This is a genomic window from Stenotrophomonas sp. KH_036_B, from assembly GCF_057839485.1.
On the sequence record NZ_CM174491.1, the window covers coordinates 2,992,185 to 3,014,535 of the forward strand.

The window sequence follows — 22,351 nt, forward strand, 5'->3', positions numbered from 1 at the left end:
GGCCACCGGCTGTTTTCAGCGGGCGTCGACCACGGTCGCCGACACCGTCTCGACCGCGACGGCGGCCTCGTCGGTGATCTGGCGCGGGGCTTCTTCGCGTGGGGCGACGCCGAGATAGCGCTGCATCAGGTCCTGCACGATCGGGCTCTTGCCGGCCAGGCCCTCGATCGACTTGCCCAGCGACACGGCCTTGATCAGGCTCTCGAACATGCCGCCGTCGCCGCCCACCAGGTCGATGTCGGCATTGCGCAGCGCGCTGGCGATGACGCCGGCGTTCTCGCGCGAGACTTCCTTGCCTGCCTCGATCGAGGCCAGTGCCTGCTTGAGGCTGTTGTCGAGCATCATGCGGAACTCCTCATGACCGCGCGCGGTGTCGCTCAGCGAGGCAATGGCCTCGAACTTGCGCACCAGGCCTTCGGCTTCGGCCAGCAGCTTCTTCTGCACGACGCCGGCTTCGGCGCCGCCCACCGACTCGGTCGCGGTGGCGCGGGCACGGCCCATCTGTTCCTCGCCCTGGGCCTGCGCCTGCAGGGTCTCGGCGAGCACGCGGGCCTCGTTGGTGCCCTGCTTGAGGTGGGCCTCGGCCTTGGCCTCGATCACGCGGGCCTCGGCGATGCCAACCTTTTCGATGGCCAGTGCCGATGCCTCACGCACCTGCGCCTCGGCCAGGCCGGGGGCGGCCTGTTCGGCGCGGGTACCGTCGGCAAGCAGGCGCTTGGCCTCGGCCTGCTTGCCGGCCGCTTCGTGTTCGGCCTGGGCCAGCGTGGTGATCTCCACGGCACGGTGCTTGGCGGCGGTCTCGGCGGCCTGCGCCTCCTTCACCTGCCGCACCAGCTGTTCCTGCGCCTTGCCTTCGGCGTCCAGGATCAGCACCTGCTTCTGGCGGTCGGCCTCGGAGACTTCGCGCACTTCCTTGATGCGCTCTTCTTCCTGCGCCACGGTCTTGTCGATGGCGATGCGTTCGCGGGTGATGTTGGCCACGTCCATCTTGCCGGACTCGACCACCTTGTCGCGCTCCACGCCCTGCAGCTGCACTTCACGCTGGGTGGTGACCTGCTCCAGCTGCCGCGCGCGCTCGACGCGCTCGGATTCGATGGCGACGGCGCGCTGGCGGTTCTGTTCGGCCACTTCCACTTCGCGCATGCGGTTCTGTTCGCGGATGTCGATGACTTCCTGCGCTTCGATGCGGGCCTGCTCGGAGAGCTGGCGCTGTTCTTCCTGGACCTTGGCGGTCTCGGCTTCTTCGCGCGCACGGATGGTGTCGATCTCGCGCTTCTGGCGCGCCTCGGCCTCGGCCTGCTGGCGCTCGAGCGCCAGCAGCGCCTCGCGCGCCTCGACATTCTTCTTGGTGATGGCCAGCTTCTCGTTCTGCTCCAGCTCGTTGGTGACCACGTTCTGGGTAGCGGTGAGCTCGGTGATCTTGCGGATGCCCTGGGCGTCGAGGATGTTGTTCTGGTCCAGCAGCGACTTGGGGGTCTGCTCCAGATAATCGATGGCGACGTCTTCCAGCGCGTAGCCGTTGAGGTCGTTGCCGATCACGGCAATGATCTCGTCGCGGAATTCCTGCCGCTTCTCGAACAGCTCGGTGAACTCGAACTTCTTGCCGACCGTCTTCAGCGCCTCGGAGAACTTGGCATTGAACAGCTCGTCCACGGCGTGCTTGTCCGAGGCGCGGTCGGCGCCGATGGCCTTGGCCACGCGCAGCACGTCGGCCTGGGTTTCATTGACGCGCAGGTAGAAGGCGACGGCGATGTCGGCACGCATGTTGTCGCGGCAGATCAGGCCTTCCTTGCCACGGCGGTCGATCTGCAGGGTGATGAGGCTGATCCGCATGAGCTCGGCGCGGTACAGCACCGGAATGATCAGCGCGCCGGTGAAATGCACCTTGGGCTGGGCGCTCATGTCGTTGACGATCAGCGCCACGCCCTGGTCGACCTTGCGGTAGAAGGCCTTGAACAGGCCGGCCAGGCCGAGCAACAGCACCAGCAGGGCGCCAACGCCGATCAGGAAGGGGGCCAGGGTCGCAACACTCATCAGTGGATCTCCTTGTCGCCCGCGAGCAGGCTGTCTTGAAACGAAAGCGCGGGGTGGCCGTGTTCACGGGCCACCAGGTAATGGTTGTGTTCGGGCAGGTAGTCGAGCAGGACCACGCGCTCACCGCGCGGCAAGGCAGCGCCATCCTCGCGCAGGCGCACCTGCAGGATGAGCCCGGCGCCGCCATCGTCGACGGTGGCGTAACCGGTCTGCGCGGTGACCTGCGGCGAGGCGACCACGCCGACCCGACCCAGCAGCGAGGTCTGGGGAACCGGACGCAGGCGCAGCAGCAGGCGGCGGATGGGACGCAGCAGGACGACGGTGATCGGCACCGCAGGCACCAGCGCCAGCAGCGCGGTGGCGCTGCCGGCCAGCCAGCGCATGGCGTCCGGCAGCGGCTGCAGCAGGAACAGGTGCACGAAATAGGTGGCGGTCCAGCCGAAGAAGGCCAGCAGCGCGATCACCAGCATGACCGGTGCGCCGCCCAGGCCCAGGCGCGAGAACATGCCGGAGATGCCATGCAGGCCGTCGTCACCGACGTGCAGGTCCATGCCGTCGCCGCCAATGCCGTCATCGACCACGCCGCACGCGGCCAGCAGCCAGTACACCATCGCGAACGCCAGCACGATGCTGTACGGCAGCGTGGGAAACGTCAGTGCAACATTGAGGAATTCCGCCATTCCACTACTTCCCTGCATCGATGCCGCCCCCGCGGCGTCCTGCGCAACGCACTCCGGCGTTCCGCGACTACGCGCCGTGACGGCCGCGCCCTGTCCTGTCGATGCTACGTGAAATCGGGGTTAGCGCCCATAGGGGTTTTCCGACGCGAAGCGCTCCCGACCAACGGTCGGGAGCTGCCGCGGAGCAGGCGCGTGGCGCCTAATCGGCCTCGTGGCAGTCGGCCCTGCGGACCTCTTCGACGAATTTGCGCATCTTGTAGCCGTCCTTGATGCCCGGCTCGATTTCGATGCCGCTGGAGACATCCACGCCCCACGGCAAGGTGGCGACGATGGCGTCGAAGACGTTGTCCGGGGTGATCCCGCCCGCCAGCAGGAACGGGCGGTGCAGGCCGGTGGGCAGGCGGGTCCAGTCGAACGCCACGCCGGTGCCGCCACCGCCGCCCGGGGCATGGCTGTCGAACAGGAAACCGGCCGCGCTGGGATAGCGCAGCTGCAGCTGGCGGGCGTTGACTTCTTCACGCCCGCCCATCGCCACCGCCTTCAGGTAGGGCATGTTGAAGCCGCGGCAGAACGATTCGTCCTCGTCGCCGTGGAACTGCAACAGGGTGGGACGGACCGTGCGCAGCACCTCGCGCACCTCTTCCTTGCTGTTGTCGCGGAACAGCGCGACCACGTCGACCATCGGCGCGATCGCCTGGCGCATGGCGCGGGCCTCGGCGGGGGCGACGCGGCGCTTGCTCTCCCGCGCGAAGATGAAACCCACCGCATCCACGCCGAGCTCGCCGGCCAGGCGTACATCGCCGGCGCGGGTCATGCCGCAGAACTTGATGCGGGTGCGGTAGAAAGAGCGGCTCATAAAGTGACCTCGGCGGGTAGATGCCAGTTGTCGGGGTATAGCGGACCAACGAACACCAATCCCTGCGGCGGCGCAGTGGGGCCGGCCACGGTGCGGTCCTGGCCAGCCAGCAGCTCGGCCATCCAGGACACCGGCTTTTCCCCCGTTCCGATCAGGATCAGTGAACCGACGATATTGCGCACCATGTGATGAAGGAATGCATTGGCCTGAACGCAGACCTCCACCACGTCGCCCTGGCGGGTCACGCTGATCGCCTGCAGGTCGCGCCGCGCATGCAGTGCCTCGCACTGGACGCTGCGGAACGCGCTGAAGTCGTTTTCCCCCAGCAGGGCCTGCCCGGCCGCGTGCATGCGCGCGGCATCCAGCGGGCGGCGCTCCCAGCTCAGGGTCTGCCGGTACAGCGCCGGGCGGATCGTCCGGTTCAGCAGGCGGTAGCGGTAACGGCGTGCCCGGGCGGAGAACCGCGCGTGGAAGTCGTCGGCCACCGGCACGCACCAGCGCACCGCGATGGAGCGCGGCAGCCGGGTGGTGGTGCCCAGGGTCCAGCCGCGCGGGTCGCGCACCACGTCGGTCTCGAAATGCACCACCTGGCATTCGCCATGCACGCCGGCGTCCGTTCGCCCGGCGCAGACCACCTGGATGGGCGCGTCGGCCACCGACGACAGGGCGTCCTGCAGGCTGGCCTGCACGCTGGGGCAGCCGCTCTGGCCCAGCTGCTGCCAGCCCTTGAATTCGCTGCCGTCGTATTCCACGCCCAGTGCGTAGCGCATGGTCAACCTCTCACCCCAGCCGCGCCAGCAGCTCGCGGGCCTGCAGCTGGCTGTGCAGGTCGCCGGCGGTCGCCACTTCCTGCAGCAGGGTGCGCGCGGTGTCGGCGTCGCCCAGGTCCAGGTAGGCGATCGCCAGTTCCAGGCGGTCGCGGCCCGGCGCACCCAGCGGCGCGGCAACGGGGGCAGGCGCCTCGGCGACATCTTCGGCAGCCGCAGCGGACACCTCGGGGGTCTCTTCCGGGAACTCGAACACACCTCGGTAGGACGGCTGCTCGGCCGCCTCCAGTGCGTGCGCCGGCACCGGGTCCAGGTCGGCGACGCGCGGCTCGGCGGCGTCGATCAGCGGCTCGGCGGCGAATGCCTCGCCCCGACCGGGCTGCGGCTCCAGGGTGAACATCGGCTCGCGGGGGCCTTCATCTACGGCGCGCTCGTTGGCGAGGACGTAGTCCGGGGCATCGCGCAGGTCGTCGCCCTCCTCCTCGACGTCCTGCTGCGCGGCCAGTTCGTCCACGTAATCGGCGGCGGGCACCGCAGCGGCCAGACTGGCGGCGTCCAGCCCCTGGCGGCGCAGCGGCGGCAACGGCGACGGCTTGCGGCGGCGGGCCAGTGCCCAGCCGGCGACCACCAGCAGCAGCACCCCCAGCCCCAGCCAGTACCAGCCTCCACCGCCGGCCTCGCGCGCGGCCGGCGCATCGCCAAGGCGTTGCTGCGCGGCGGCCAGGTCGCTGTCCTTCATCGCGATCAGCGAAGCCTGCTGCTGCTTGAGTTTCTCCAGATCGGCCACGCGGTTGCGCAGTTCCTGGATCTCGGCGTCGCGGGTGGCCACATCTTCCTTGGCCTGCCGCAGTTGTTCATTGCCCAGCATGTCACCCTCGCTGCCGGCGGCAGTGCCGGTGGTTGTCCCTGCATTGTTGTCGGTGGCGGCGACCGCCGGGGCGATCTCCAGGCGTCCGCCGCTGGCGGCTGGCGCGCTGGCCGCAGCCGGCGCAGGCGCGCCCGGCGTGGCAGCGACGCCGCTGCTGGCCGGCTGCGGAATCGCCGAACGGGCCTGGCGCCACTGCGCGGCATGCTCGCGCACGATGGCGGCAGCTTCACTTGGATCGATGGGGGCGCCAGCGTCACTGCCCGGGCTGCGCAGCACCGCGCCCTGCTTGAGCAGGTTCACGTTGCCGCGGATGAAGGCATCGGGGTTGGCGCGCAGCAACGCGATCATGGCCTGGTCGCGGCTGAGACCCTGCTCACGCGCCATGCCGCCGGCGATCTGCGACAAGGTCTGGCCGCGCTGCACGGTGATGCTGCCGTCGGCAGCCGCCGTCGGTGCAGGCGAAGCCGTGGCCTGGCGGCGCGACGGCGCGGCATTGCGCGGCGGCACCGGACTGGTGCGCGAGGGTGTGGTCTCGGCGGCCACGGGCTCGGTGGGTGCCGGGGCCGGCTCGGGCTCCCGCACGATCGCGTTGGACATCGCGCCGGCCGGGGCGACGATCTCGGGCTCGGCCACCGCCAATGCGCTGTCCGGCGCATCGACCAGCGCCGAATACTCCCGCACCAGGCGGCCCTGGCCCCAGTCGGCTTCGATCAGGAAATTCAATGAGGGCGTGGTGACCGGGGCCTGCGAGCTCACCCGCACCACGGCACGCCCATCGGCGTTGCGGGTCAGTTCGAACTGCAGTTCGCTGACCAGCCCGGTCGGGCGGTCCAGCCCTACCCGTGCAAACGTCACCGGCGAGGCCAGCGCCACGCGCAGGTTCTGCAGCTCGGCCGGGTCGGCCGAGATCACCGGGATTTCAGCCAGCAATGGCTGGCCGGGTTTGGAAAGCACCCGGATATCGCCCAGCCCGAGGGCCATGGCGGAACTGCTGGCCAGGGCCAGCAGCAGGGTCGACGCATACTTGATCGGACGCAATGCGCCCGGAACCCGGTTCTTCATGGCGGGCAATATAGCGATTCCCGACCAATACAGCCACGCAGGAATCTCGGCCACGCACGACGTGGCGCTACGCATGCCCACCGGGAAGGAGGTACCACGCACTGCGCGGTACCTTCGTCCGTCAGCCTTCGGCAGCCACCAGCTCGGCCAGCTGCACCGCATTGAGCGCGGCGCCCTTGCGGATGTTGTCGGACACGATCCACAGGTTCAGGCCGCGCGGATGCGACAGATCCTCACGGATGCGGCCGACGTAGACCGCATCATTGCCCGAGGCGTGCGTCACCGGGGTCGGGTAACCGCCGGCTTCGTGCCGGTCGACCACTTCCACACCCGGCGAGCGCGACAGCAGCTCGCGTGCGGCATCCGGGGTGACCTTGTCGCGGGTCTCGATGGTCACCGCTTCGGAATGGCCGTAGAACACCGGCACGCGCACGGCGGTGGGATTGACCAGGATGCTGTCGTCGCCAAGGATCTTGCGGGTCTCCCAGACCAGCTTCATCTCTTCCTTGGTGAAGCCGTTGTCCTGGAAGTCGTCGATATGCGGGATCAGGTTGAACGCGATCTGCACCGGGAAGCGCTGCGGATCGATTTCCTGGAAGCTGAGCAGCTGGCCGGTCTGCTTGCCCAGTTCCTCCAGCGCGGAGCGACCACCACCGGACACCGACTGGTAGGTGGCCACGTTGATGCGCTGGATGCCGTACTGGCGGTGCAGCGGGGCCAGCGCCACCAGCATCTGCATGGTCGAGCAGTTCGGATTGGCGATGATGCCGCGCGGACGGTTCTTCAGCGCCTCCGGGTTCACTTCGGAGACCACCAGCGGCACGTCATCGTCGTAGCGGAAGGCCGATGAGTTGTCGATCACCACCGCACCGGCGGCGGCAAACCTGGGGCCGAACTCCTTGGAGACGCTGCCACCTGCCGAGAACAGCGCGATGTCCACGCCGGCCGGGTCGAAGCTGGCCAGGTCCTGGACCTTGACCTTGCTGCCTTGGAAGTCGATCTCGCCGCCGGCCGAACGCGAGGACGCGAGCAGGCTCAGCGTGGCGATCGGGAAGTTGCGCTCGGCCAGGATGGCCAGCATGGTTTCGCCGACGGCGCCGGTGGCACCGACGACTGCGACGTGGAAACGACGATCAGGGTTGTTCATGGAAACCTCGTTTGATGGTTTGCCGAATGGTGCATTGCCGACTAACAGTCGGCACTACAAGGTCGGCATTAGCGGGATGGCTACCGACCGACGGTCGGTACCTGCCGTGGTGAAGAGGGGACACGCGCTGCGGATTGGGTTCGGGGAACCTCACGTGATGACCGCGCGGTTCCCTATCGTTTTGCGTCGTCGATTTTTTTCGCGCCCACGGCCTGGCCACCGGCTTTCACGGCAGCAACGGCGTCGGCGTTGATCGCGCTCGGCGGGTGGCCGGCGTGCGGCCCCTGCCCCAGCGCGGCAGTCAGGTTGTCCACCGCCAGCTGCACCATGGCCCGGCGCGTGGCCTGGCTGGCGCTGCCGATATGCGGGGTCAGCACGATGTTGTGCAGGGCCAGCAGTTCCGGGCGCACCGTCGGCTCGCCTTCGAATACATCCAGCCCGGCGGCGGCCAGGCGGCCATGGGCCAGTGCGTCGGCGAGCGCCAGCTCGTCGACGATGCCACCACGCGCGATGTTGACCAGGGTGGCGGTCGGCTTCATCTTCGCCAGTGCATCGGCATCGATGATGTGATGCGAGGAGGCGTTGTACGGCAGCACCAGCACGAGGTGGTCGGCCTGCGCCAACAGGCTGTCCAGGTCCACGTACTGCGCACCGACCTCGGCCTCGGTCGCCTCGGGCAGGCGCGAGCGGTTGTGGTAGAGCACGCGCATGCCGAAGCCGTGCGCGCCGCGGCGGGCAATGCCCTGGCCGATACGGCCCATGCCGAGGATGCCCAGCGTGCTGCCGTGGATGTCCGCGCCCAGCATGGTCTGGAAGGACCACTGGCCCCACTGCCCGTCACGCAGCCAGCGCTCGGACTCGGTGATGCGGCGGGCGGTGGCCATCAGCAGCGCAAAGCCAAGATCGGCCGTGGTTTCAGTCAGGACATCCGGTGTGTTGCTGGCCAGGATGCCGGCCGCGCTGAGCGCGTCGACATCCAGATTGTTGTAGCCCACGCCGACATTGGCGATCGCGCGCAGCTGCGGCGCGTTGGCGATCTCGGCCGGGCCGATGCGCTCGTTGAGGGTGATCAGCGCGCCGTCGACGCCGGCCAGCCGCTCGGCCAGCACCTGCGGCGTGTAGCGGGTGACATCGGCGGTCATGGTCAGGTCGAAATGCTGCCCGAGCTGCGCGATGACATCATCGAACAGCGGTTGGCTGACCCACACCTTTGGCCGCGTCTCAGCCATCGATCGACCCTGGAATGCGCGGGGTGATGTCGCCGACATCGCCGCACTGGGCGCGGTGGCGCAGCGCCTGGTCCATCAGCACCAGCGCCATCATCGCCTCGGCGATGGGGGTGGCACGGATACCCACGCAGGGGTCGTGGCGACCGGTGGTGATCACCTCCACGGCGGCGCCGCTGGCGTCCACGGTCGCGCCTGGCAGGCGCAGGCTCGAGGTCGGCTTGAGCACGATCGACGCCGTGACCTGCTGCCCGGTGGAAATGCCGCCGAGGATGCCGCCGGCATGGTTGCTGGCGAAGCCCTCGGGCGTGATCAGGTCGCGGTGCTCGGTGCCCAGCTGCGCGATGCTGGCGAAGCCGTCGCCGATTTCCACACCCTTCACCGCATTGATGCTCATCAGGGCCGCCGCCAGCTCACCATCGAGCTTGCCGTAGATGGGTTCACCCCAGCCGGGCGGCACGCCATCGGCGACCACGTTGACGCGCGCACCGACCGAATCGCCGGACTTGCGCAGCGCATCCATGTAGCTTTCGAGCGCCGGCACCTGTTCGGCCACCGGCCAGAAGAACGGGTTGTCTTCCACCGCCGACCAGTCATGCCCGGTCGGGGTGATCTCGCCCAGCTGCGAGAGGTAGCCACGCACGGTCACGCCGAAGCGCTGCTGCAGCCACTTCTTGGCGACGACGCCGGCGGCCACGCGCATGGTGGTCTCGCGCGCGGACGAACGGCCACCGCCGCGCGGATCGCGGATGCCGTACTTCTGCCAGTAGCTGTAGTCCGCATGCCCGGGACGGAACTGCTGGGCGATGTTGGTGTAATCCTTGCTGCGCTGGTCGGTGTTGCGGATCAGCAGGGCAATCGGGGTGCCGGTGGTGCGGCCCTCGTACACGCCCGACAGGATCTCGACCTCGTCGGCCTCGCGCCGCGCGGAGGTATGCCGGCTCTTGCCGGTGGCGCGGCGCTGCAGGTCGTGGGCGAACTCGTCGACGCTGATCTCCAGCCCCGGCGGGCACCCGTCGATCACGCAGCCGATCGCCGGACCGTGCGATTCGCCGAAGGTGGTGACCGTGAGCAGTCTGCCGAAGCTGTTGGAACTCACGGCCGCTGCGCCGCCAGTTCGGTGATGTGGGCGCTGTGGGCGATCAGTTCGCGGCACTCGACGGCGAAGATGCCCATCTGGCCGACCTTGAACTCGACCCAGGCGAAGTCCACCTCGGGCAGCAGCTTGATCAGGTGCTGCTCGGACTCGCCCACTTCGCAGATCAGCAGGCCGTCTTCGCTGAGGTGCAGCGGGGCGTCGCGCAGGATCTTCAGGACCAGGTCGAGGCCGTCGTCGCCGGCACGCAGGCCCATCTCGGGCTCATACGAGTATTCCTTCGGCAGCGCGTCGGTCTCGTCGTTGGTGACGTACGGCGGGTTGGTGACGATCAGGTCGTAGTGACGGCCGGTAAGACCGTTGAAAAGGTCGGACTTGAGCAGGGTGACGTTGTGCGCCTGCAGGCGTTCCTTGTTCTCTTCGGCCAGGCTCAGCGCATCGTCGCTGAGGTCCACGCCGTCCACGTCCCAGTTGGGGTAGTAGTGGCCCATGGCGATGGCGATGCAGCCCGATCCGGTGCACAGGTCGAGGGCGCGCTGGACGTCACGACCGGCCAGCCAGGGCTCGAAGCCGGTCTCGATCAGTTCGGCGATGGGCGAACGCGGCACCAGGGCGCGGCTGTCGCTCTTGAAGCTCAGCCCCGCGAACCAGGCCTCACCGGTAAGGTAGGCGGCCGGCAGGCGCTCGCTGATGCGGCGCTCGAACAGGGCCAGCACCTCGGCCTTCTCCGGCGTGGTCACCCGCGCCGCACCGTAGGCCGGGCCCAGGTCATGCGGCAGGTGCAAGGCATGCAGGACCAGCTGGGTGGCTTCGTCCAGGGCATTGTCGTAGCTGTGCCCGAACGTCAGCCCGGCGGCGTTGAAACGGCTGGTGCCGTAGCGGATCAGGTCGATGATCGTATGGAGTTCGGCGGCCGTTTCGGCAGTCATGGCAAGGCAACAGACAAAGTGGTCCCCGATTATAGGCGCTGCGGCGCAGCACGGCATCCGTTGCAGCCGAAACGGTGAGACCGGGGCCCCATCCCCTATCATGGTGGCCCCTTCCGGGAACGGGCTTCCATGTTCAATCGCAACGTCGGCATCATCCTGCTCATCGCGCTGGCCGCCGGGCTCGGCCTGGTGGTTGCCCAGAAGGTGTTCGCGCCCAAAGCGGCCGGCAACCGCCCCGCGACCGAGTCGATCACCTTCTATCCGCAGCCGCGGCCGCTGCCGGACTTCAACCTGGGCCAGTCCGACGGCACCCGCCTGATTCCCGGCGAGCTGAAGGGCCACTGGACCCTGGTATTCCTGGGTTTCACCGCCTGCCCGGATGTCTGCCCGACCACTCTGGTTGACCTGGCCCAGGCCCAGAAACAGTGGGAAGCGCTGCCGGAGACCCTGCGCCCGCGGCTGGTGTTCGTTTCCGTGGACCCCGAGCGCGACACCCCCGCCCGGCTGGGCGAGTACGCGCACGCCTTCCACAAGGACACCCTGGCCGCCACCGCAGACGTGCCGTCGCTGGAGCGCTTTGCGACCTCGCTGGGCTTCGTGTTCCAGAAGGTGCCAGGCAGGGACGTCGATACCAACCCCCAGGATTACACCCTGGAACACTCGGCCAGCCTGGCCGTGCTGGACCCGGACGGCAAGCTGGCCGGCCTGATCCGCCCCCCTTTCAACGCGCAGGCCATTGCCCGCGACCTGAACCTGTTGACCGAGAAATCCGCCCCATGAGCCTGACCACCACGCTGAGCTACGCCCTGCCCCACCGCCTGCTGTCGTCCATGGCGCGGCGCCTGGCGTATTCCAGCAATCCGCGTGTCTCGCGCTGGCTCATCGACACCGTGACGGCGAAGTTCGGCGTGAACCTGGCCGAGGCCGCCAACCCGGACCCGCGCAGCTACGCCACCTTCAACCAGTTCTTCACCCGCGCCCTCAAGCCCGGTGCACGCGTGCCCGACGCCGGTGCGCGCACGCTGGTGATGCCGGCCGACGGTCGGATCAGCCAGCTCGGCGCCATCGAGGACGGGCGCATCTTCCAGGCCAAGGGCCAGTCGTTCACCGCCGCCGAGCTGCTCGGCGACGCCGCCGACGCCGAGGTGTTCCACCACGGCCTGTTCGCCACCGTGTATCTCTCGCCGAAGGACTACCACCGGGTGCACATGCCCTGGACCGGCACCCTGCGCGAGACCGTTCACGTCCCGGGCCGGTTGTTCAGCGTCGGCCCGGCCGCGGTGAACAACGTGCCGGGACTGTTTGCCCGCAACGAGCGCCTGGTCTGCCATTTCGACACCGATTTCGGCCCGATGGTGCAGGTGATGGTCGGCGCACTGCTGGTGTCGGGCGTGGAGACGGTGTGGAGCGGCGAGGAGATTCCGCGTTACGGCGACACCATCACGCGCAAGGATTACCGCGGCAAGGGCATCACCCTGGAGCGCTTCGCCGAGATGGCGCGCTTCAACTACGGCTCCACCGTGATCGTGCTGCTGCCGCCGGGCGTGGCCGATTTCGCGCCGCACCTGGATGCCGAGCATGCCGTGCAGCTGGGGCAGGCATTGGCCACCCTTCGTTGAAACGCAGACACGCCATGCGTGTCAACGCCATGACCCTGCGCACATAAACCCGCAACAAAAAAAACGCCCCGCTTTCGCGGGGCGTCTGTTTTCAGGCATTGCCCGCGCCGTGCGCGAACTCGACGGGTCCTACATCCATCCCGTCGTAATCTTCCACGCCGTTGGCTTCGGCCAGCGCCTGCAGCTCGTGGTTGCGGGCATCCAGCGAGGCTTCGGTGTGCACCTCGGCGCGCTCCACGTGCAACACGTGGTACGGCGCCTCGCCTTCTTCCAGCTCCGGCTCGAACACCTCCACCAGGGTGTAGCCGAGGTCGACCAGCTTCTCGCCCAGACCGTGCAGGGGTTCCGGGGTGGTGTTGACGAAGAAGTAGCCCCACAGCATCGGGCCATTGAGGTCCCAATCGGTGTTTTCACGGATGTTGGCGAACATCTCGTTGATTGCGGTGATATCCATCCGTATTCCTCTGGTGTGCTGCTGCCGGTCGGCGCAGGCGCGATGGGGCCGAGCCTACCGGGTTCAGGTGTTATTTGCTGCATCCCTGCAGTTTGATGGCCTGGCCCTGGCGCAGCGCATAGGCCGGCGCCTTGAGCCCGTTGGCGCGCGCCAGTTCACGCACGTCGCAGTTGAACTTGTCGGCAATCCGGCCCAGGGTCTCGCCCTTGCCGACCTTGTGGCTGCGCACCGGCTTGGCCTTGGGCCTGGCCGCCGGCACGGCCACCGGGGCAACCGGGGTCGTGGCGGGCACCGTGGGCTGCACGCCGGCCACCGGCACCACGCTGCCCACCGCAACGTTGCCGGTGTAGCTGGCCGCAGTGGGACGCACGATGGCGGCATTGAGGTCGGCGGTGATCAGCGTACGGGCCAGGTCGGCGCGCGGGCCGCTCACGCAGTAGCGGTTGTACAGCCCGGCAATGCGGGTGGTCGCGTTGATCGTCGTACCGGCCGGAATCCAGCCGTCGGCCTCGTAGCGCGGATTGAGGTTGCGCAGGGCGCGCATGTAGCCATCACGCGTACCCGCGCTGCCCAGGCAGATGGTCAGTTCGTAGATGCTGGTGGACTTGGCCAGGCGGATGGTGGCCGGCTGCGCGTTGATCTTCGGGAACTCCACGCCGTACTGCTGCGGATGCAGGTAGATCCACGCTGCGGCGATCACCATCGGCACATAGTCCTTGGTCTCGGCCGGGAACTGGTTGTAGACGCTGTCGACCCAGAAGCCCTGCCCGGCGCTCTGGCGATACACCCGCGCCGCACGGCCTTCACCGCCGTTGTAACCGGCCAGGGAGAGCTCCACATTGTTGTTGAGCTCGCGCATGCGTTCGTTGAGATAGGTCGCGCTGGCCTCGGCGGCGCTGCGCGCGTCGAAGCGGGTGTCGAAGCCGGTGCCGTCCGGGCCCAGGCCGAACCGGCGGCCGGTGGCGGGCATGAACTGCATCAGGCCCGCGGCGCCGGCGCGCGAGGACGCATGCACGCGGCCGTTGGACTCCTTGGCCATGATCCCGAACAGCAGCGCCTCGGGCAGGCCACGCTTCTCCCACTCCGGCCACATCACCGCACGCAGGTTCTGGTAGTTCTCGTAGGTGGTCATCAGCGCCGGGCGCATGTCGGTCAGCCAGCGACGGATGCCGGCCTGCACCGCCGGGTTGTACTCCACCATGGTGTCGAAGGCGTGGCGCTTGTCATTGAGCAGCGCGGCAGCGCGCGCCGCCTCCGGCACGTCGGCCGTCAACGGACCGATATGGTCCGGATCGGCCTCGAGCAGGCCACCGTCGCTGGCGATCACATCGCTGTTGTCGTCGCGCGCATCGGCATTGTTCTTGAGCAGGCGCTTGTAGGTGACCAGCAGGTTGCTGACCTGGCAGCCCTTCTGCGCCACGCACGCGCTGATCACGTCTTCCATGTCCTCCAGCGCGGCATCGCCTTCGTTCTTGCCCTTCGGGTCGGCGTTGTTCACCAGCACCAGCGCATTGGCATAGCGCTTTTCGGCTGCCGCCATGCGCTGCTCGAGCGCCTCGATCTTCACCCGGTCACGGGAGGAGACGCGCTGGGCATGGGCCTCGGGCACGAACGACAGCACGGCGGCCAGCGCCAACAGCGGCCAACCACGGACAAGCAAGACAGGAACGGGCATTTTTGGCACTGTGGGCGAAAGAACAGGCAGAGTAGCCGCGCCACTCGCATCGGGGCAACCCGGTCAGGCCACCGACACCCGCCGACGTTTAGAATCCCGCCCATTCACATAGCCCGTCCACAGAGCGAGTTGACCATGGATCCGATCCTCCTCGGCAAAGGCATCACCGACGATATCGCCGTGACCCTGCTACCCCGGCTGGGCAATCGCCACGGCCTGGTGGCCGGCGCGACCGGCACCGGCAAGACCGTCACCCTGATGACCCTGGCCGAAGGTTTCTCGCGGATCGGCGTGCCGGTGTTCCTGGCCGACGTGAAGGGCGATGTCTCCGGTCTGGCCGTTGCCGGCGCCGGCACCGAGGCGTTGCTGCAGCGCGCGCGGGATCTTGGCGTGCCCGACTACGCGCCCGCCGGCAGCCCGACGATCTTCTGGGACCTGTACGGCAAGCTGGGCCATCCGGTGCGCACCACCGTCAGCGAAATGGGCCCGACCCTGCTGTCGCGCATCCTGGAGCTCAACGACACCCAGGCCGGCGTACTCGACATCGTGTTCAAGCTGGCCGACGACCGTGGTCTGCTGCTGCTTGACCTGGACGACCTGCGCGCCCTGCTCGGCCTGGTCGCCGATGAGCGCAAGGACATCTCCACCGAGTACGGGCTGGTCAGTGCGCAGACCGTGGCGGCCATCCAGCGGTCGCTGCTGCGCCTGGCGCAGGACGGCGGCGAGTCGTTCTTCGGCGAACCCGCGCTGGAGCTGGCCGACCTGATGCGGGTCAACCACGAGGGTCGCGGCGTGATCGGCATCCTCGCCGCCGACCAGCTGGTGCTCAAGCCGCGCCTGTATTCCACGTTCCTGCTGTGGCTGCTGTCCGAGCTGTTCGAGACGCTGCCCGAAGTGGGTGACCTGGAAAAGCCCAAGCTGGTCTTCATCTTCGACGAGGCGCACCTGCTGTTCGACGACGCGCCGGCCGCGCTGGTGCAGCGCATCGAACAAGTGGTTCGGCTGATCCGTTCCAAGGGCGTGGGCGTGTACTTCTGCTCGCAGTTCCCCGACGACGTGCCGGCCAACATCCTGGGCCAGCTCGGCAACCGGGTGCAGCATGCGCTGCGCGCGTTTACCCCGCGCGACCAGAAGGCAGTGAAGATCGCCGCGGAAACATTCGTACCCAATCCCAAGCTGGACGTCGCCGCCGCGTTGGCCAAGCTGGGCACCGGCGAGGCGCTGGTCTCCACGCTCCAGGACAAGGGCATTCCCTCGCCCGTGCAGCAGACCCAGATCGCGCCACCGCGCTGCCGCATGGGCGCGATCACCGAGGCCGAACGCGCGCAGGTGCGCGCGGGCAGCCCGGTGGGCAGCCGTTACGACACCGCCGTGAACCGCGAGTCGGCGGCGGAGCTGCTGGCCCAGCGCGCGGCCAAGGCCGTGGAACAGGCCGACGCGCCCAAGGCGCGTACCCGCGACCAGGACGAGCAGCAGGAAGGTGGGTTCGGGCAGTCGATCAAGGACGCCATCTTCGGTACGAAGCGCCGCCAGGGCATGATTGAAACCATGGCCAAGCAGACCACCCGGACCGTGGGCACCAAGCTGGGCAACCAGATCGTGCGCGGCATTCTGGGCGGTATTTTCGGCGGCAAGCGCTGATTCTTCGGCTGCGTTTCGGCGCGGCCCTTCCACGAGCACGAGTGATAGATGTCGCGTTGGCGTCCCCCCGCGGAAAAGAGTACGGCCCTGATCACCGCACAGGGCCATCAGCGGTTGAAGCATGAGCTGGACGACCTCTGGCGCGTTCGTCGCCCGGAGGTGGTCAAGGCACTGGCCGCCGCCGCTGCCGAGGGCGACCGTTCGGAGAACGCCGAGTACACCTACCGCAAGAAGCAGCTCGGTGAGATCGACCGGCGCGTGCGCTACCTGACCAAGCGACTGGAATCACTGCGCGTGGTGGACACCGTGCCCACCGACCCACAGGCGGTGTTCTTCGGTGCGTGGGTGGAGCTGGAGAATGTGGACAGTGGCGACACCAGCCGCTACCGCATCGTGGGGCCCGATGAGACCGACGCGGGCGCGGGCTGGATCAGCATCGACTCGCCGCTGGCGCGCGCGTTGCTGAAGAAGCGCGTGGACGACGAATTTGAGGTGGAGCTGCCGAGTGGGCGCACCGGATTCGCGATCCTGGCGGTGGAGTACGAGGCGGCGACTGGGTAGAGCCGACTGTTAGTCGGCTGCTTTCCACGCGGAACGCAACCTGCATGAAGACCGTCGCGCGTTGCGCGACCAGCCGACTAACAGTCGGCTCTACCCAGTCAGCTCTACTCAGCCGGCTCTACCCGGTCGGTATTACATGCTCGCCGGATACGCCCTGCCGTCGCGGACGGGCCGGAAATACCCGGCGTTCCGATAGAACGCCTCGTCCTGATCCGAATGCCACCCTGGAATGCCCATCAACGGCAGCGGCCGCAACTCCAGCGGGTCATTGAGCATGGCACCACGCGCAATCGCCCGCGCCACCTGCTCTACCGCCTCCGCATCATCATCGCCCCGCACCACCAGGCACTTGCCTACCAGCAGTCGCAAAGGCAACAGCGCTTGCTCCATCAGCGCATGCCCGAACACGGCAGCCACCGCGATGGCACCGCTGCGCCAATGCTCCGCGCCCTGCAGAAACAGCTCGCCCCAGGCATGCCGGTCCCACGCACGCAGCACCGCCGCATCGCACACCCGCACGATGACGCCGGTTTCGTCGAACTGGGTCAGCGCGGCCTGCGCGCGGGTACGGCCGCCCGATCCTTCGCGATCCAGGTCGCGGCACTGTCGCGCGTTGAGCGCCTGTTTGACTGCCGGGTAGCGCGCCCACACCAGCGCATTGAACAGGTCGTGCCAGTTCTCCGCGCGGGTGGCGATGCGCCCCTGTGCAATGCGCTGCTCGTAATGCAGGCCGTCGGCCAGCAACGCATCGTCCTGCTCGACCAGCTGCCTGCCAGGAATGGACAGCCGCTGGTCCAGCGCTGCCACGTCGGGCCAGTCGCCTGCGATCATCAGATCATTGACGTCCGCGAACGCAGCGAACACGGGATGCGTGAACCGCACCCGGTCCACGTCGCCGCGTGCCGGCGCAATGAAACGCCGGCGGCCGGCCGCCGGGCTGGCGGCCGTTCCGGTCACAGCACCTTGAGGTCGAGCAGCTTCTTTGCCGGGCTCTCGTCGATCAGCGCGTCGCCGTACAGATCGTGGTCGTCGCTTTCGGTGATCTCCACGTCCACGAACTGCCCCACGCGCAGGCGCGCCTCGTCGGCATTCTGGATGTGTACCAGGCCGTCGATCTCCGGCGCATCGGCCTTGGAACGGGCCACGGCGATGCCGTCTTCAATGGCATCCACCAGGCACTGCTGCACCGTACCGATCTTGGCTTCCAGGCGCGCGGCCGAGATGTCGGCCTGGCGGGCCATGAAGCGGGCCAGGCGTTCCTGCTTCACTTCCTCGGGCACCGCATCGGGCAGGTCGTTGGCCGTGGCGCCGGTCACCGGCGAGTAGGCAAACGCACCCACGCGGTCCAGCTGCGCCGCGTCCAGGAACGACAGCAGCTCCTCGAACTCGGCCTCGGTCTCGCCCGGGAAGCCGACGATGAAAGTCGAACGCACCGTGATGTCCGGGCACAGCTGGCGCCAGCGCTGCACGCGCTCCAGGGTCTTGTCGACGGCACCCGGGCGTTTCATCAGGCGCAGGATGCGCGGGCTGGCGTGCTGGAACGGAATGTCCAGGTACGGCAGGATCCGGTTCTCGGCCATCAGCGGCACGACGTCGTCCACGTGCGGATACGGATACACATAGTGCATGCGGGTCCAGGCATCCAGTTCGGACAGGCCTTCGCACAGCGACTTCATGCGGGTCTGGTAGGCCTTGTCGCGCCACATGCGCTCGGCGTACTTCACGTCCACGCCGTAGGCCGAGGTGTCCTGCGACACCACCAGCAGTTCCTTCACCCCGCCACGCACCAGCCGCTCGGCTTCGCGCAGCACTTCATCGACCGGGCGCGAGACCAGCTTGCCGCGCATCGAGGGGATGATGCAGAAGCTGCAATGGTGATTGCAGCCTTCGGAAATCTTCAGGTACGCGTAATGGCGCGGGGTCAGCTTGATGCCGTAGTCGGGCACCAGATCCACGAACGGATCGTGCTTGGGCGGCAGTGCGGCGTGCACGGCCTCCATCACGCTCTGGTAGTCCTGCGGCCCCGAGACGGCCAACACGTCCGGATACGCCTCACGGATCTGCTCGGGGCGCTTGCCCAGGCAGCCGGTGACGATCACCTTGCCGTTGGCGTTCATCGCCTCGCCGATCGCGTCCAGCGACTCGGTCACCGCCGAATCGATGAAGCCGCAGGTGTTGACCACCACCACGTCGGCCGAGTCGTAGGAGGGAACGATGTCGTAGCCCTCGGCCCGCAGCTGGGTGAGGATGCGCTCGGAATCGACAAGGGCCTTCGGGCAGCCAAGGCTGACGAAGCCGACTTTGGGGTTCAGCTGGGACATGGAATCGCGGGACTCTGGGGGCCTGGGCCCACGCCGGAATGGCGCGGGGACCTGGGGGCCGGAAACGGCGGCAAGTATACCGGCGTTGCGGCCCGAGCCCTGAATGCCACCAGCCGACGCCGCGGCACCATCCCGCCCGATCGTGCATGGCCCCTGACACCCCGCTAACCGGCTGCGCGCGGATAATGAACGCCTGAACCAACAGGAGTACCGCAATGGGTGAGTGGGTCACGCTTGATACGCATCATGGTCCGGTCCGGGCCTGGCAGGCCACGCCGCAGGGCAAGCCGCGCGGGGGCCTGGTGGTCATCCAGGAGATCTTTGGCGCCAACGCGCACATCCGTGAGGTGGCCGAAGGCTTCGCCGCGGAAGGCTATGCCGTGCTGGCCCCCTCCTTCTTTGACCTGATCGACGGCACCGAGGCCGATCCCGACACCCTGCCCTATGACCCGGACGGGGTGAAGCAGGGCCTCGACCACGTGAATGCGCTGGGCGTCGAGAAGGCGCTGGAAGTGGTGCGGGCCGCCGCCTCGCGACTGGCCCCGGCCGGCAAGGTCGGCACCGTGGGCTATTGCTGGGGCGGCAGCATCGCCCTGCTCTCGGCGCTGCGGCTGGGCCTGCCGTCGGTCAGCTATTACGGCGCCCGCAATGTGCAGTTCCTGGACGAAACCCCCAAGGCACCGGTCATGTTCCACTTTGGCGCGCACGACAAGAGCATCCCCCCGGAGGCCATCCAGGCCCACCGCGAGAAGCTGCCGAAGATGGACACCTTCGTCTATCCCGCCGACCACGCCTTCAACCGCAACGTCGGACATGCGTATGATCCGGACAGTGCCGAGCTGGCACTGAAACGCACCCTAGTCTTCTTTGCGGAGCATCTTGGATGAGCGATTTCGAACTGGATTCACGTCTGGCCGCCAACAGTGTGCTGGTGGACCAAGGCCCGTTGTCGCAAGTGCGGTTGATGAACGACGAACGTTATCCCTGGCTGGTGCTGGTGCCGCGCGTGGCGGGCATTACCGAATGGCTGGACCTGGATGGCAACCAGCAGGATCAGCTGCGATCCGAGTTGAACCGGTGCTGCAAGGCCCTCAAGGGCACCGACGGGGTCAAGAAGATCAATTTCGCCACGCTGGGCAATATCGTGCCGCAGCTGCACTTCCACGTGGTCGGCCGGCATGTCGGCGACCCGGCGTGGCCGGCACCGGTGTGGGGCAATGGCCAGCCTCGCCCCTTCGATGAGACGGTCCTGCAGGAACGTGTCGCGATGTGGAAGGAACGGCTAGGATATTCGCCCCAGCCCTAAGCGGACCCTGCCCCTGATGCGCTCCAACCTTGTCGCCGCCATCGTCCTGATCCTCGTCGGCCTGTTTCTGCTGGCCAGCAACCTGGGCTGGACCAACATGAACCTGGGTCGCCTGATCCTTACCTGGTGGCCGGTGATCCTGGTGGCCGTGGGGATCGGGTTGTTGTTCGGGCGGAAGTGATCGGACGGGCAGCGGACTAACAGTCCGCTCTACCGGTAAGGACCGGTAAGAAGAAGCGTTCCTCCGAAACAAGGAAAGGCGCGGACATGTCCGCGCCTTTTCCTTGTCCGGTGTCAGGTGCCGCCGCTTACGTACGCGGCAGCGTCACGCCGGTCTGGCCCTGGTACTTGCCGCCGCGGTCCTTGTACGAGGTCTCGCAGACGTCGTCCTGGTCAGCCTGGAAGAACAGCATCTGCGCCACGCCTTCGTTGGCGTAGATGCGCGCCGGCAGCGGCGTGGTGTTGCTGAATTCCAGGGTGACGTGGCCTTCCCACTCCGGTTCCAGCGGGGTCACGTTGACGATGATGCCGCAGCGCGCGTAGGTGCTCTTGCCCAGGCAGACCACCAGCGTGTCGCGCGGAATGCGGAAGTACTCCACGGTGCGCGCCAGCGCGAAGCTGTTCGGCGGGATGATGCATTCGTCGCCGACGATGTCGACGAAGCTGCCCGGATCGAAGTGCTTGGGGTCGACGATGGTGGAGTTGATGTTGGTGAACACCTTGAACTCGCGCGAGCAGCGCACGTCGTAGCCGTAGCTGGAGGTGCCGTAGCTGACGATGCGCTGGCCGTTGGCCTGCTTGACCTGGCCGGCCTCGAACGGCTCGATCATCGCGTGCTGCTCGGACATGCGGCGGATCCAGCGGTCACTCTTGATGCTCATGGGGGGTCCTGTGTGCGGGTAGGGACGATTCTAAAGCGATCAGAGCAGCGAAGAGAGGATCGGAATGCTGGCGCGCGGGCGCTTGGCCACTTCTTCCACCAGCCGCTCGGCGGCACGCAGGTAGGCCTGCGCGGCGGGGGAATCGGGCGCGGCCGCGGTGATCGGGGTGCCCTTGTCACCCTGCTCGCGGATGCCGATGTCCAGCGGCAGCGAACCCAGCAACGGTACGCCGTACTGCGCGGCCATGCGCTCACCACCGCCGTCGCCGAACAGGTGCTCGATATGGCCACAGTTGCTGCAGGTATGCACGGCCATGTTCTCCACGATGCCCAGCACCGGCACCTCGACCTTCTCGAACATCTTCAGTGCCTTCTTCGCATCCAGCGTGGCGATGTCCTGCGGCGTGGTGACGATCACCGCACCGGCCAGCGGGATCTTCTGGGTCAGGGTGAGCTGGATGTCGCCGGTGCCCGGCGGCAGATCGATCAGCAGGTAATCCAGGTCATCCCAGAGGGTATCGTTGAAGAACTGGGTCATGGCCGAGGTCGCCATCGGGCCGCGCCAGATCATCGGCGTCTCGTCTTCGATCAGGTAGCCGATCGACATGGTTTCCACGCCGAACGCGCGCAGCGGTTCGATCGACTTGTTGTCCGGGCTTTCCGGGCGGCCACTCAAGCCCAGCATCATCGGCACGCTGGGGCCGTAGATGTCGGCGTCCAACACCCCGACGCGCGCGCCCAGCCGGGCCAGCGCAACCGCCAGGTTCACGGCCGTGGTGGACTTGCCCACCCCCCCCTTGCCCGACCCCACCGCGATCACGTTGCGGATCCGCGGATGCGGGGTGAGCCCCTTCTGCACCTGGCTGGCGTGGGGACGACGGGACGGACTGGTGCTCACTGCGGGGACTCCGGGAATGCCAAACGGGGGACCCGCCACTATACAGGCCCCTTTTTCCCACCCCGCCGGAAACGCCTGTTGGCCGCGATACGCAGCGATCCAGCCCGCACGATGTCCCGGGCCTGTCCTGGGGCTGTCCGAGTCAGCCATGCTGAATGCCAAATGCACGCGGAACGAGAACCACGCCCCAAACCGGCCAAGGTGCATGGCAAACAAGTTGCCAATGAAACCAGTTTTATAGCCTTTTATTTCAGATACTTATAGAGCAAATGAGAACGAAAGCTCGGCTTTGCCTAGCTTGTCTTTATGACCTCTTGATGAACAGTTGACA

22 protein-coding genes are annotated in these 22,351 nt (G+C 67.4%); 7 read left to right on the forward strand and 15 right to left on the reverse strand.

Going from position 1 to position 22,351, the window contains the following annotated elements; translation table 11 throughout:
• Positions 1–15: 15 nt before the first annotated feature.
• The 9 genes from AC3ITN_RS13430 to prmB form a co-directional block, all read right to left on the reverse strand.
• On the reverse strand, positions 16–2,034 hold the full coding sequence (locus tag AC3ITN_RS13430; RefSeq protein ID WP_489390823.1) for a hypothetical protein: 2,019 nt from the start codon (positions 2,032–2,034) through the stop codon (positions 16–18).
• Entirely contained in the window at positions 2,034–2,714 is a 681-nt protein-coding gene (locus tag AC3ITN_RS13435) for a hypothetical protein (RefSeq protein ID WP_313348343.1), read from the reverse strand. The genes AC3ITN_RS13430 and AC3ITN_RS13435 overlap by 1 nt, the downstream gene beginning before the upstream one ends.
• A 199-nt stretch (positions 2,715–2,913) precedes the next feature.
• Positions 2,914–3,570 (reverse strand): phosphoribosylanthranilate isomerase, encoded by a 657-nt coding sequence (locus tag AC3ITN_RS13440; RefSeq protein ID WP_313348345.1) that lies wholly within the window; start codon positions 3,568–3,570, stop codon positions 2,914–2,916.
• The gene (gene truA, locus AC3ITN_RS13445; protein ID WP_313348346.1) at positions 3,567–4,340 is read right to left on the reverse strand and encodes a tRNA pseudouridine(38-40) synthase TruA; all 774 of its coding nucleotides are present in this window, start codon (positions 4,338–4,340) and stop codon (positions 3,567–3,569) included. Before truA ends, AC3ITN_RS13440 begins: the two co-directional genes overlap by 4 nt.
• A 10-nt stretch (positions 4,341–4,350) precedes the next feature.
• Positions 4,351–6,267 (reverse strand): type IV pilus assembly protein FimV, encoded by a 1,917-nt coding sequence (locus AC3ITN_RS13450; RefSeq protein WP_489390824.1) that lies wholly within the window; start codon positions 6,265–6,267, stop codon positions 4,351–4,353.
• Positions 6,268–6,388: 121 nt separating this feature from the next.
• Positions 6,389–7,414, reverse strand: coding sequence for an aspartate-semialdehyde dehydrogenase (locus AC3ITN_RS13455; protein WP_489390825.1), 1,026 nt, complete (start codon positions 7,412–7,414; stop codon positions 6,389–6,391).
• Positions 7,415–7,587: 173 nt separating this feature from the next.
• A complete protein-coding gene (locus AC3ITN_RS13460; RefSeq protein ID WP_489390826.1) occupies positions 7,588–8,643 on the reverse strand; it encodes a 2-hydroxyacid dehydrogenase in 1,056 nt (351 codons plus the stop codon).
• The gene (gene aroC / locus AC3ITN_RS13465; protein ID WP_489390827.1) at positions 8,636–9,739 is read right to left on the reverse strand and encodes a chorismate synthase; all 1,104 of its coding nucleotides are present in this window, start codon (positions 9,737–9,739) and stop codon (positions 8,636–8,638) included. Before aroC ends, AC3ITN_RS13460 begins: the two co-directional genes overlap by 8 nt.
• Positions 9,736–10,665: a 50S ribosomal protein L3 N(5)-glutamine methyltransferase gene (gene prmB, locus AC3ITN_RS13470; protein ID WP_489390828.1), complete on the reverse strand. Its 930-nt coding sequence runs from the start codon at positions 10,663–10,665 to the stop codon at positions 9,736–9,738. The genes aroC and prmB overlap by 4 nt, the downstream gene beginning before the upstream one ends.
• A gap of 129 nt (positions 10,666–10,794) precedes the next feature.
• On the opposite strand from prmB, the gene AC3ITN_RS13475 reads away from it, so the two are divergent.
• Together AC3ITN_RS13475 and asd are read left to right on the forward strand one after the other, a co-directional pair.
• Positions 10,795–11,445 carry an SCO family protein gene (locus AC3ITN_RS13475; protein ID WP_313348355.1) on the forward strand — a complete coding sequence of 217 codons (651 nt, stop codon included), beginning with the start codon at positions 10,795–10,797 and terminating at the stop codon, positions 11,443–11,445.
• A complete protein-coding gene (gene asd / locus AC3ITN_RS13480) occupies positions 11,442–12,284 on the forward strand; it encodes an archaetidylserine decarboxylase (protein ID WP_313348357.1) in 843 nt (280 codons plus the stop codon). Before AC3ITN_RS13475 ends, asd begins: the two co-directional genes overlap by 4 nt.
• A gap of 91 nt (positions 12,285–12,375) precedes the next feature.
• Here asd and AC3ITN_RS13485 read toward each other — a convergent pair whose 3' ends face one another.
• The gene (locus tag AC3ITN_RS13485; RefSeq protein ID WP_489390829.1) at positions 12,376–12,738 is read right to left on the reverse strand and encodes a ribonuclease E inhibitor RraB; all 363 of its coding nucleotides are present in this window, start codon (positions 12,736–12,738) and stop codon (positions 12,376–12,378) included.
• Between the two features lie 70 nt (positions 12,739–12,808).
• On the reverse strand, positions 12,809–14,413 hold the full coding sequence (locus AC3ITN_RS13490; protein WP_489390830.1) for a transglycosylase SLT domain-containing protein: 1,605 nt from the start codon (positions 14,411–14,413) through the stop codon (positions 12,809–12,811).
• A 135-nt stretch (positions 14,414–14,548) separates the two neighbouring features.
• Here AC3ITN_RS13490 and AC3ITN_RS13495 point away from each other — a divergent pair, with 135 nt between their 5' ends.
• Together AC3ITN_RS13495 and greB are read left to right on the forward strand one after the other, a co-directional pair.
• Positions 14,549–16,054: a helicase HerA-like domain-containing protein gene (locus tag AC3ITN_RS13495; protein ID WP_489390831.1), complete on the forward strand. Its 1,506-nt coding sequence runs from the start codon at positions 14,549–14,551 to the stop codon at positions 16,052–16,054.
• Positions 16,055–16,102: 48 nt separating this feature from the next.
• The gene (greB, locus tag AC3ITN_RS13500; protein WP_489390832.1) at positions 16,103–16,615 is read left to right on the forward strand and encodes a transcription elongation factor GreB; all 513 of its coding nucleotides are present in this window, start codon (positions 16,103–16,105) and stop codon (positions 16,613–16,615) included.
• A 132-nt stretch (positions 16,616–16,747) separates the two neighbouring features.
• Here the strand turns inward: greB and AC3ITN_RS13505 are convergent, their stop codons facing one another.
• The gene (locus AC3ITN_RS13505) at positions 16,748–17,572 is read right to left on the reverse strand and encodes a DUF3025 domain-containing protein (protein ID WP_489390833.1); all 825 of its coding nucleotides are present in this window, start codon (positions 17,570–17,572) and stop codon (positions 16,748–16,750) included.
• The gene (gene rimO, locus AC3ITN_RS13510) at positions 17,569–18,936 is read right to left on the reverse strand and encodes a 30S ribosomal protein S12 methylthiotransferase RimO (protein ID WP_313348365.1); all 1,368 of its coding nucleotides are present in this window, start codon (positions 18,934–18,936) and stop codon (positions 17,569–17,571) included. Before rimO ends, AC3ITN_RS13505 begins: the two co-directional genes overlap by 4 nt.
• A gap of 215 nt (positions 18,937–19,151) precedes the next feature.
• On the opposite strand from rimO, the gene AC3ITN_RS13515 reads away from it, so the two are divergent.
• Genes AC3ITN_RS13515 through AC3ITN_RS13525 form a run of 3 tightly spaced genes read left to right on the forward strand, consistent with a single transcriptional unit; the run spans position 19,152 to position 20,423 of the window.
• On the forward strand, positions 19,152–19,823 hold the full coding sequence (locus tag AC3ITN_RS13515; protein ID WP_489390834.1) for a dienelactone hydrolase family protein: 672 nt from the start codon (positions 19,152–19,154) through the stop codon (positions 19,821–19,823).
• Positions 19,820–20,242, forward strand: a complete 423-nt coding sequence (locus AC3ITN_RS13520; RefSeq protein ID WP_489390835.1) for an HIT domain-containing protein — start codon at positions 19,820–19,822, stop codon at positions 20,240–20,242. The genes AC3ITN_RS13515 and AC3ITN_RS13520 overlap by 4 nt, the downstream gene beginning before the upstream one ends.
• A 16-nt stretch (positions 20,243–20,258) precedes the next feature.
• Entirely contained in the window at positions 20,259–20,423 is a 165-nt protein-coding gene (locus tag AC3ITN_RS13525; RefSeq protein WP_313348371.1) for a LiaI-LiaF-like domain-containing protein, read from the forward strand.
• 127 nt (positions 20,424–20,550) lie between these two features.
• On the opposite strand, the gene dcd is transcribed toward AC3ITN_RS13525, so the two are convergent.
• Positions 20,551–21,123 (reverse strand): dCTP deaminase, encoded by a 573-nt coding sequence (dcd, locus tag AC3ITN_RS13530; RefSeq protein ID WP_313348372.1) that lies wholly within the window; start codon positions 21,121–21,123, stop codon positions 20,551–20,553.
• A 39-nt stretch (positions 21,124–21,162) separates the two neighbouring features.
• A complete protein-coding gene (gene apbC / locus AC3ITN_RS13535; protein WP_489390836.1) occupies positions 21,163–22,020 on the reverse strand; it encodes an iron-sulfur cluster carrier protein ApbC in 858 nt (285 codons plus the stop codon).
• Positions 22,021–22,351: the final 331 nt, after the last annotated feature.

Excerpts from the sequence above, each read along its gene's own strand:
- AC3ITN_RS13430 (WP_489390823.1), bottom strand. The coding sequence starts at position 2,034 with ATGAGTGTTGCGACCCTGGCCCCCTTCCTGATCGGCGTTGGCGCCCTG.
- AC3ITN_RS13435 (WP_313348343.1), bottom strand. The coding sequence starts at position 2,714 with ATGGCGGAATTCCTCAATGTTGCACTGACGTTTCCCACGCTGCCGTAC.
- AC3ITN_RS13440 (WP_313348345.1), bottom strand. The coding sequence starts at position 3,570 with ATGAGCCGCTCTTTCTACCGCACCCGCATCAAGTTCTGCGGCATGACC.
- truA (WP_313348346.1), bottom strand. The coding sequence starts at position 4,340 with ATGCGCTACGCACTGGGCGTGGAATACGACGGCAGCGAATTCAAGGGC.
- AC3ITN_RS13450 (WP_489390824.1), bottom strand. The coding sequence starts at position 6,267 with ATGAAGAACCGGGTTCCGGGCGCATTGCGTCCGATCAAGTATGCGTCG.
- AC3ITN_RS13455 (WP_489390825.1), bottom strand. The coding sequence starts at position 7,414 with ATGAACAACCCTGATCGTCGTTTCCACGTCGCAGTCGTCGGTGCCACC.
- AC3ITN_RS13460 (WP_489390826.1), bottom strand. The coding sequence starts at position 8,643 with ATGGCTGAGACGCGGCCAAAGGTGTGGGTCAGCCAACCGCTGTTCGAT.
- prmB (WP_489390828.1), bottom strand. The coding sequence starts at position 10,665 with ATGACTGCCGAAACGGCCGCCGAACTCCATACGATCATCGACCTGATC.
- AC3ITN_RS13475 (WP_313348355.1), top strand. The coding sequence starts at position 10,795 with ATGTTCAATCGCAACGTCGGCATCATCCTGCTCATCGCGCTGGCCGCC.
- asd (WP_313348357.1), top strand. The coding sequence starts at position 11,442 with ATGAGCCTGACCACCACGCTGAGCTACGCCCTGCCCCACCGCCTGCTG.
- AC3ITN_RS13485 (WP_489390829.1), bottom strand. The coding sequence starts at position 12,738 with ATGGATATCACCGCAATCAACGAGATGTTCGCCAACATCCGTGAAAAC.
- AC3ITN_RS13490 (WP_489390830.1), bottom strand. The coding sequence starts at position 14,413 with ATGCCCGTTCCTGTCTTGCTTGTCCGTGGTTGGCCGCTGTTGGCGCTG.
- AC3ITN_RS13495 (WP_489390831.1), top strand. The coding sequence starts at position 14,549 with ATGGATCCGATCCTCCTCGGCAAAGGCATCACCGACGATATCGCCGTG.
- greB (WP_489390832.1), top strand. The coding sequence starts at position 16,103 with ATGTCGCGTTGGCGTCCCCCCGCGGAAAAGAGTACGGCCCTGATCACC.
- rimO (WP_313348365.1), bottom strand. The coding sequence starts at position 18,936 with ATGTCCCAGCTGAACCCCAAAGTCGGCTTCGTCAGCCTTGGCTGCCCG.
- AC3ITN_RS13515 (WP_489390834.1), top strand. The coding sequence starts at position 19,152 with ATGGGTGAGTGGGTCACGCTTGATACGCATCATGGTCCGGTCCGGGCC.
- AC3ITN_RS13520 (WP_489390835.1), top strand. The coding sequence starts at position 19,820 with ATGAGCGATTTCGAACTGGATTCACGTCTGGCCGCCAACAGTGTGCTG.
- AC3ITN_RS13525 (WP_313348371.1), top strand. The coding sequence starts at position 20,259 with ATGCGCTCCAACCTTGTCGCCGCCATCGTCCTGATCCTCGTCGGCCTG.
- dcd (WP_313348372.1), bottom strand. The coding sequence starts at position 21,123 with ATGAGCATCAAGAGTGACCGCTGGATCCGCCGCATGTCCGAGCAGCAC.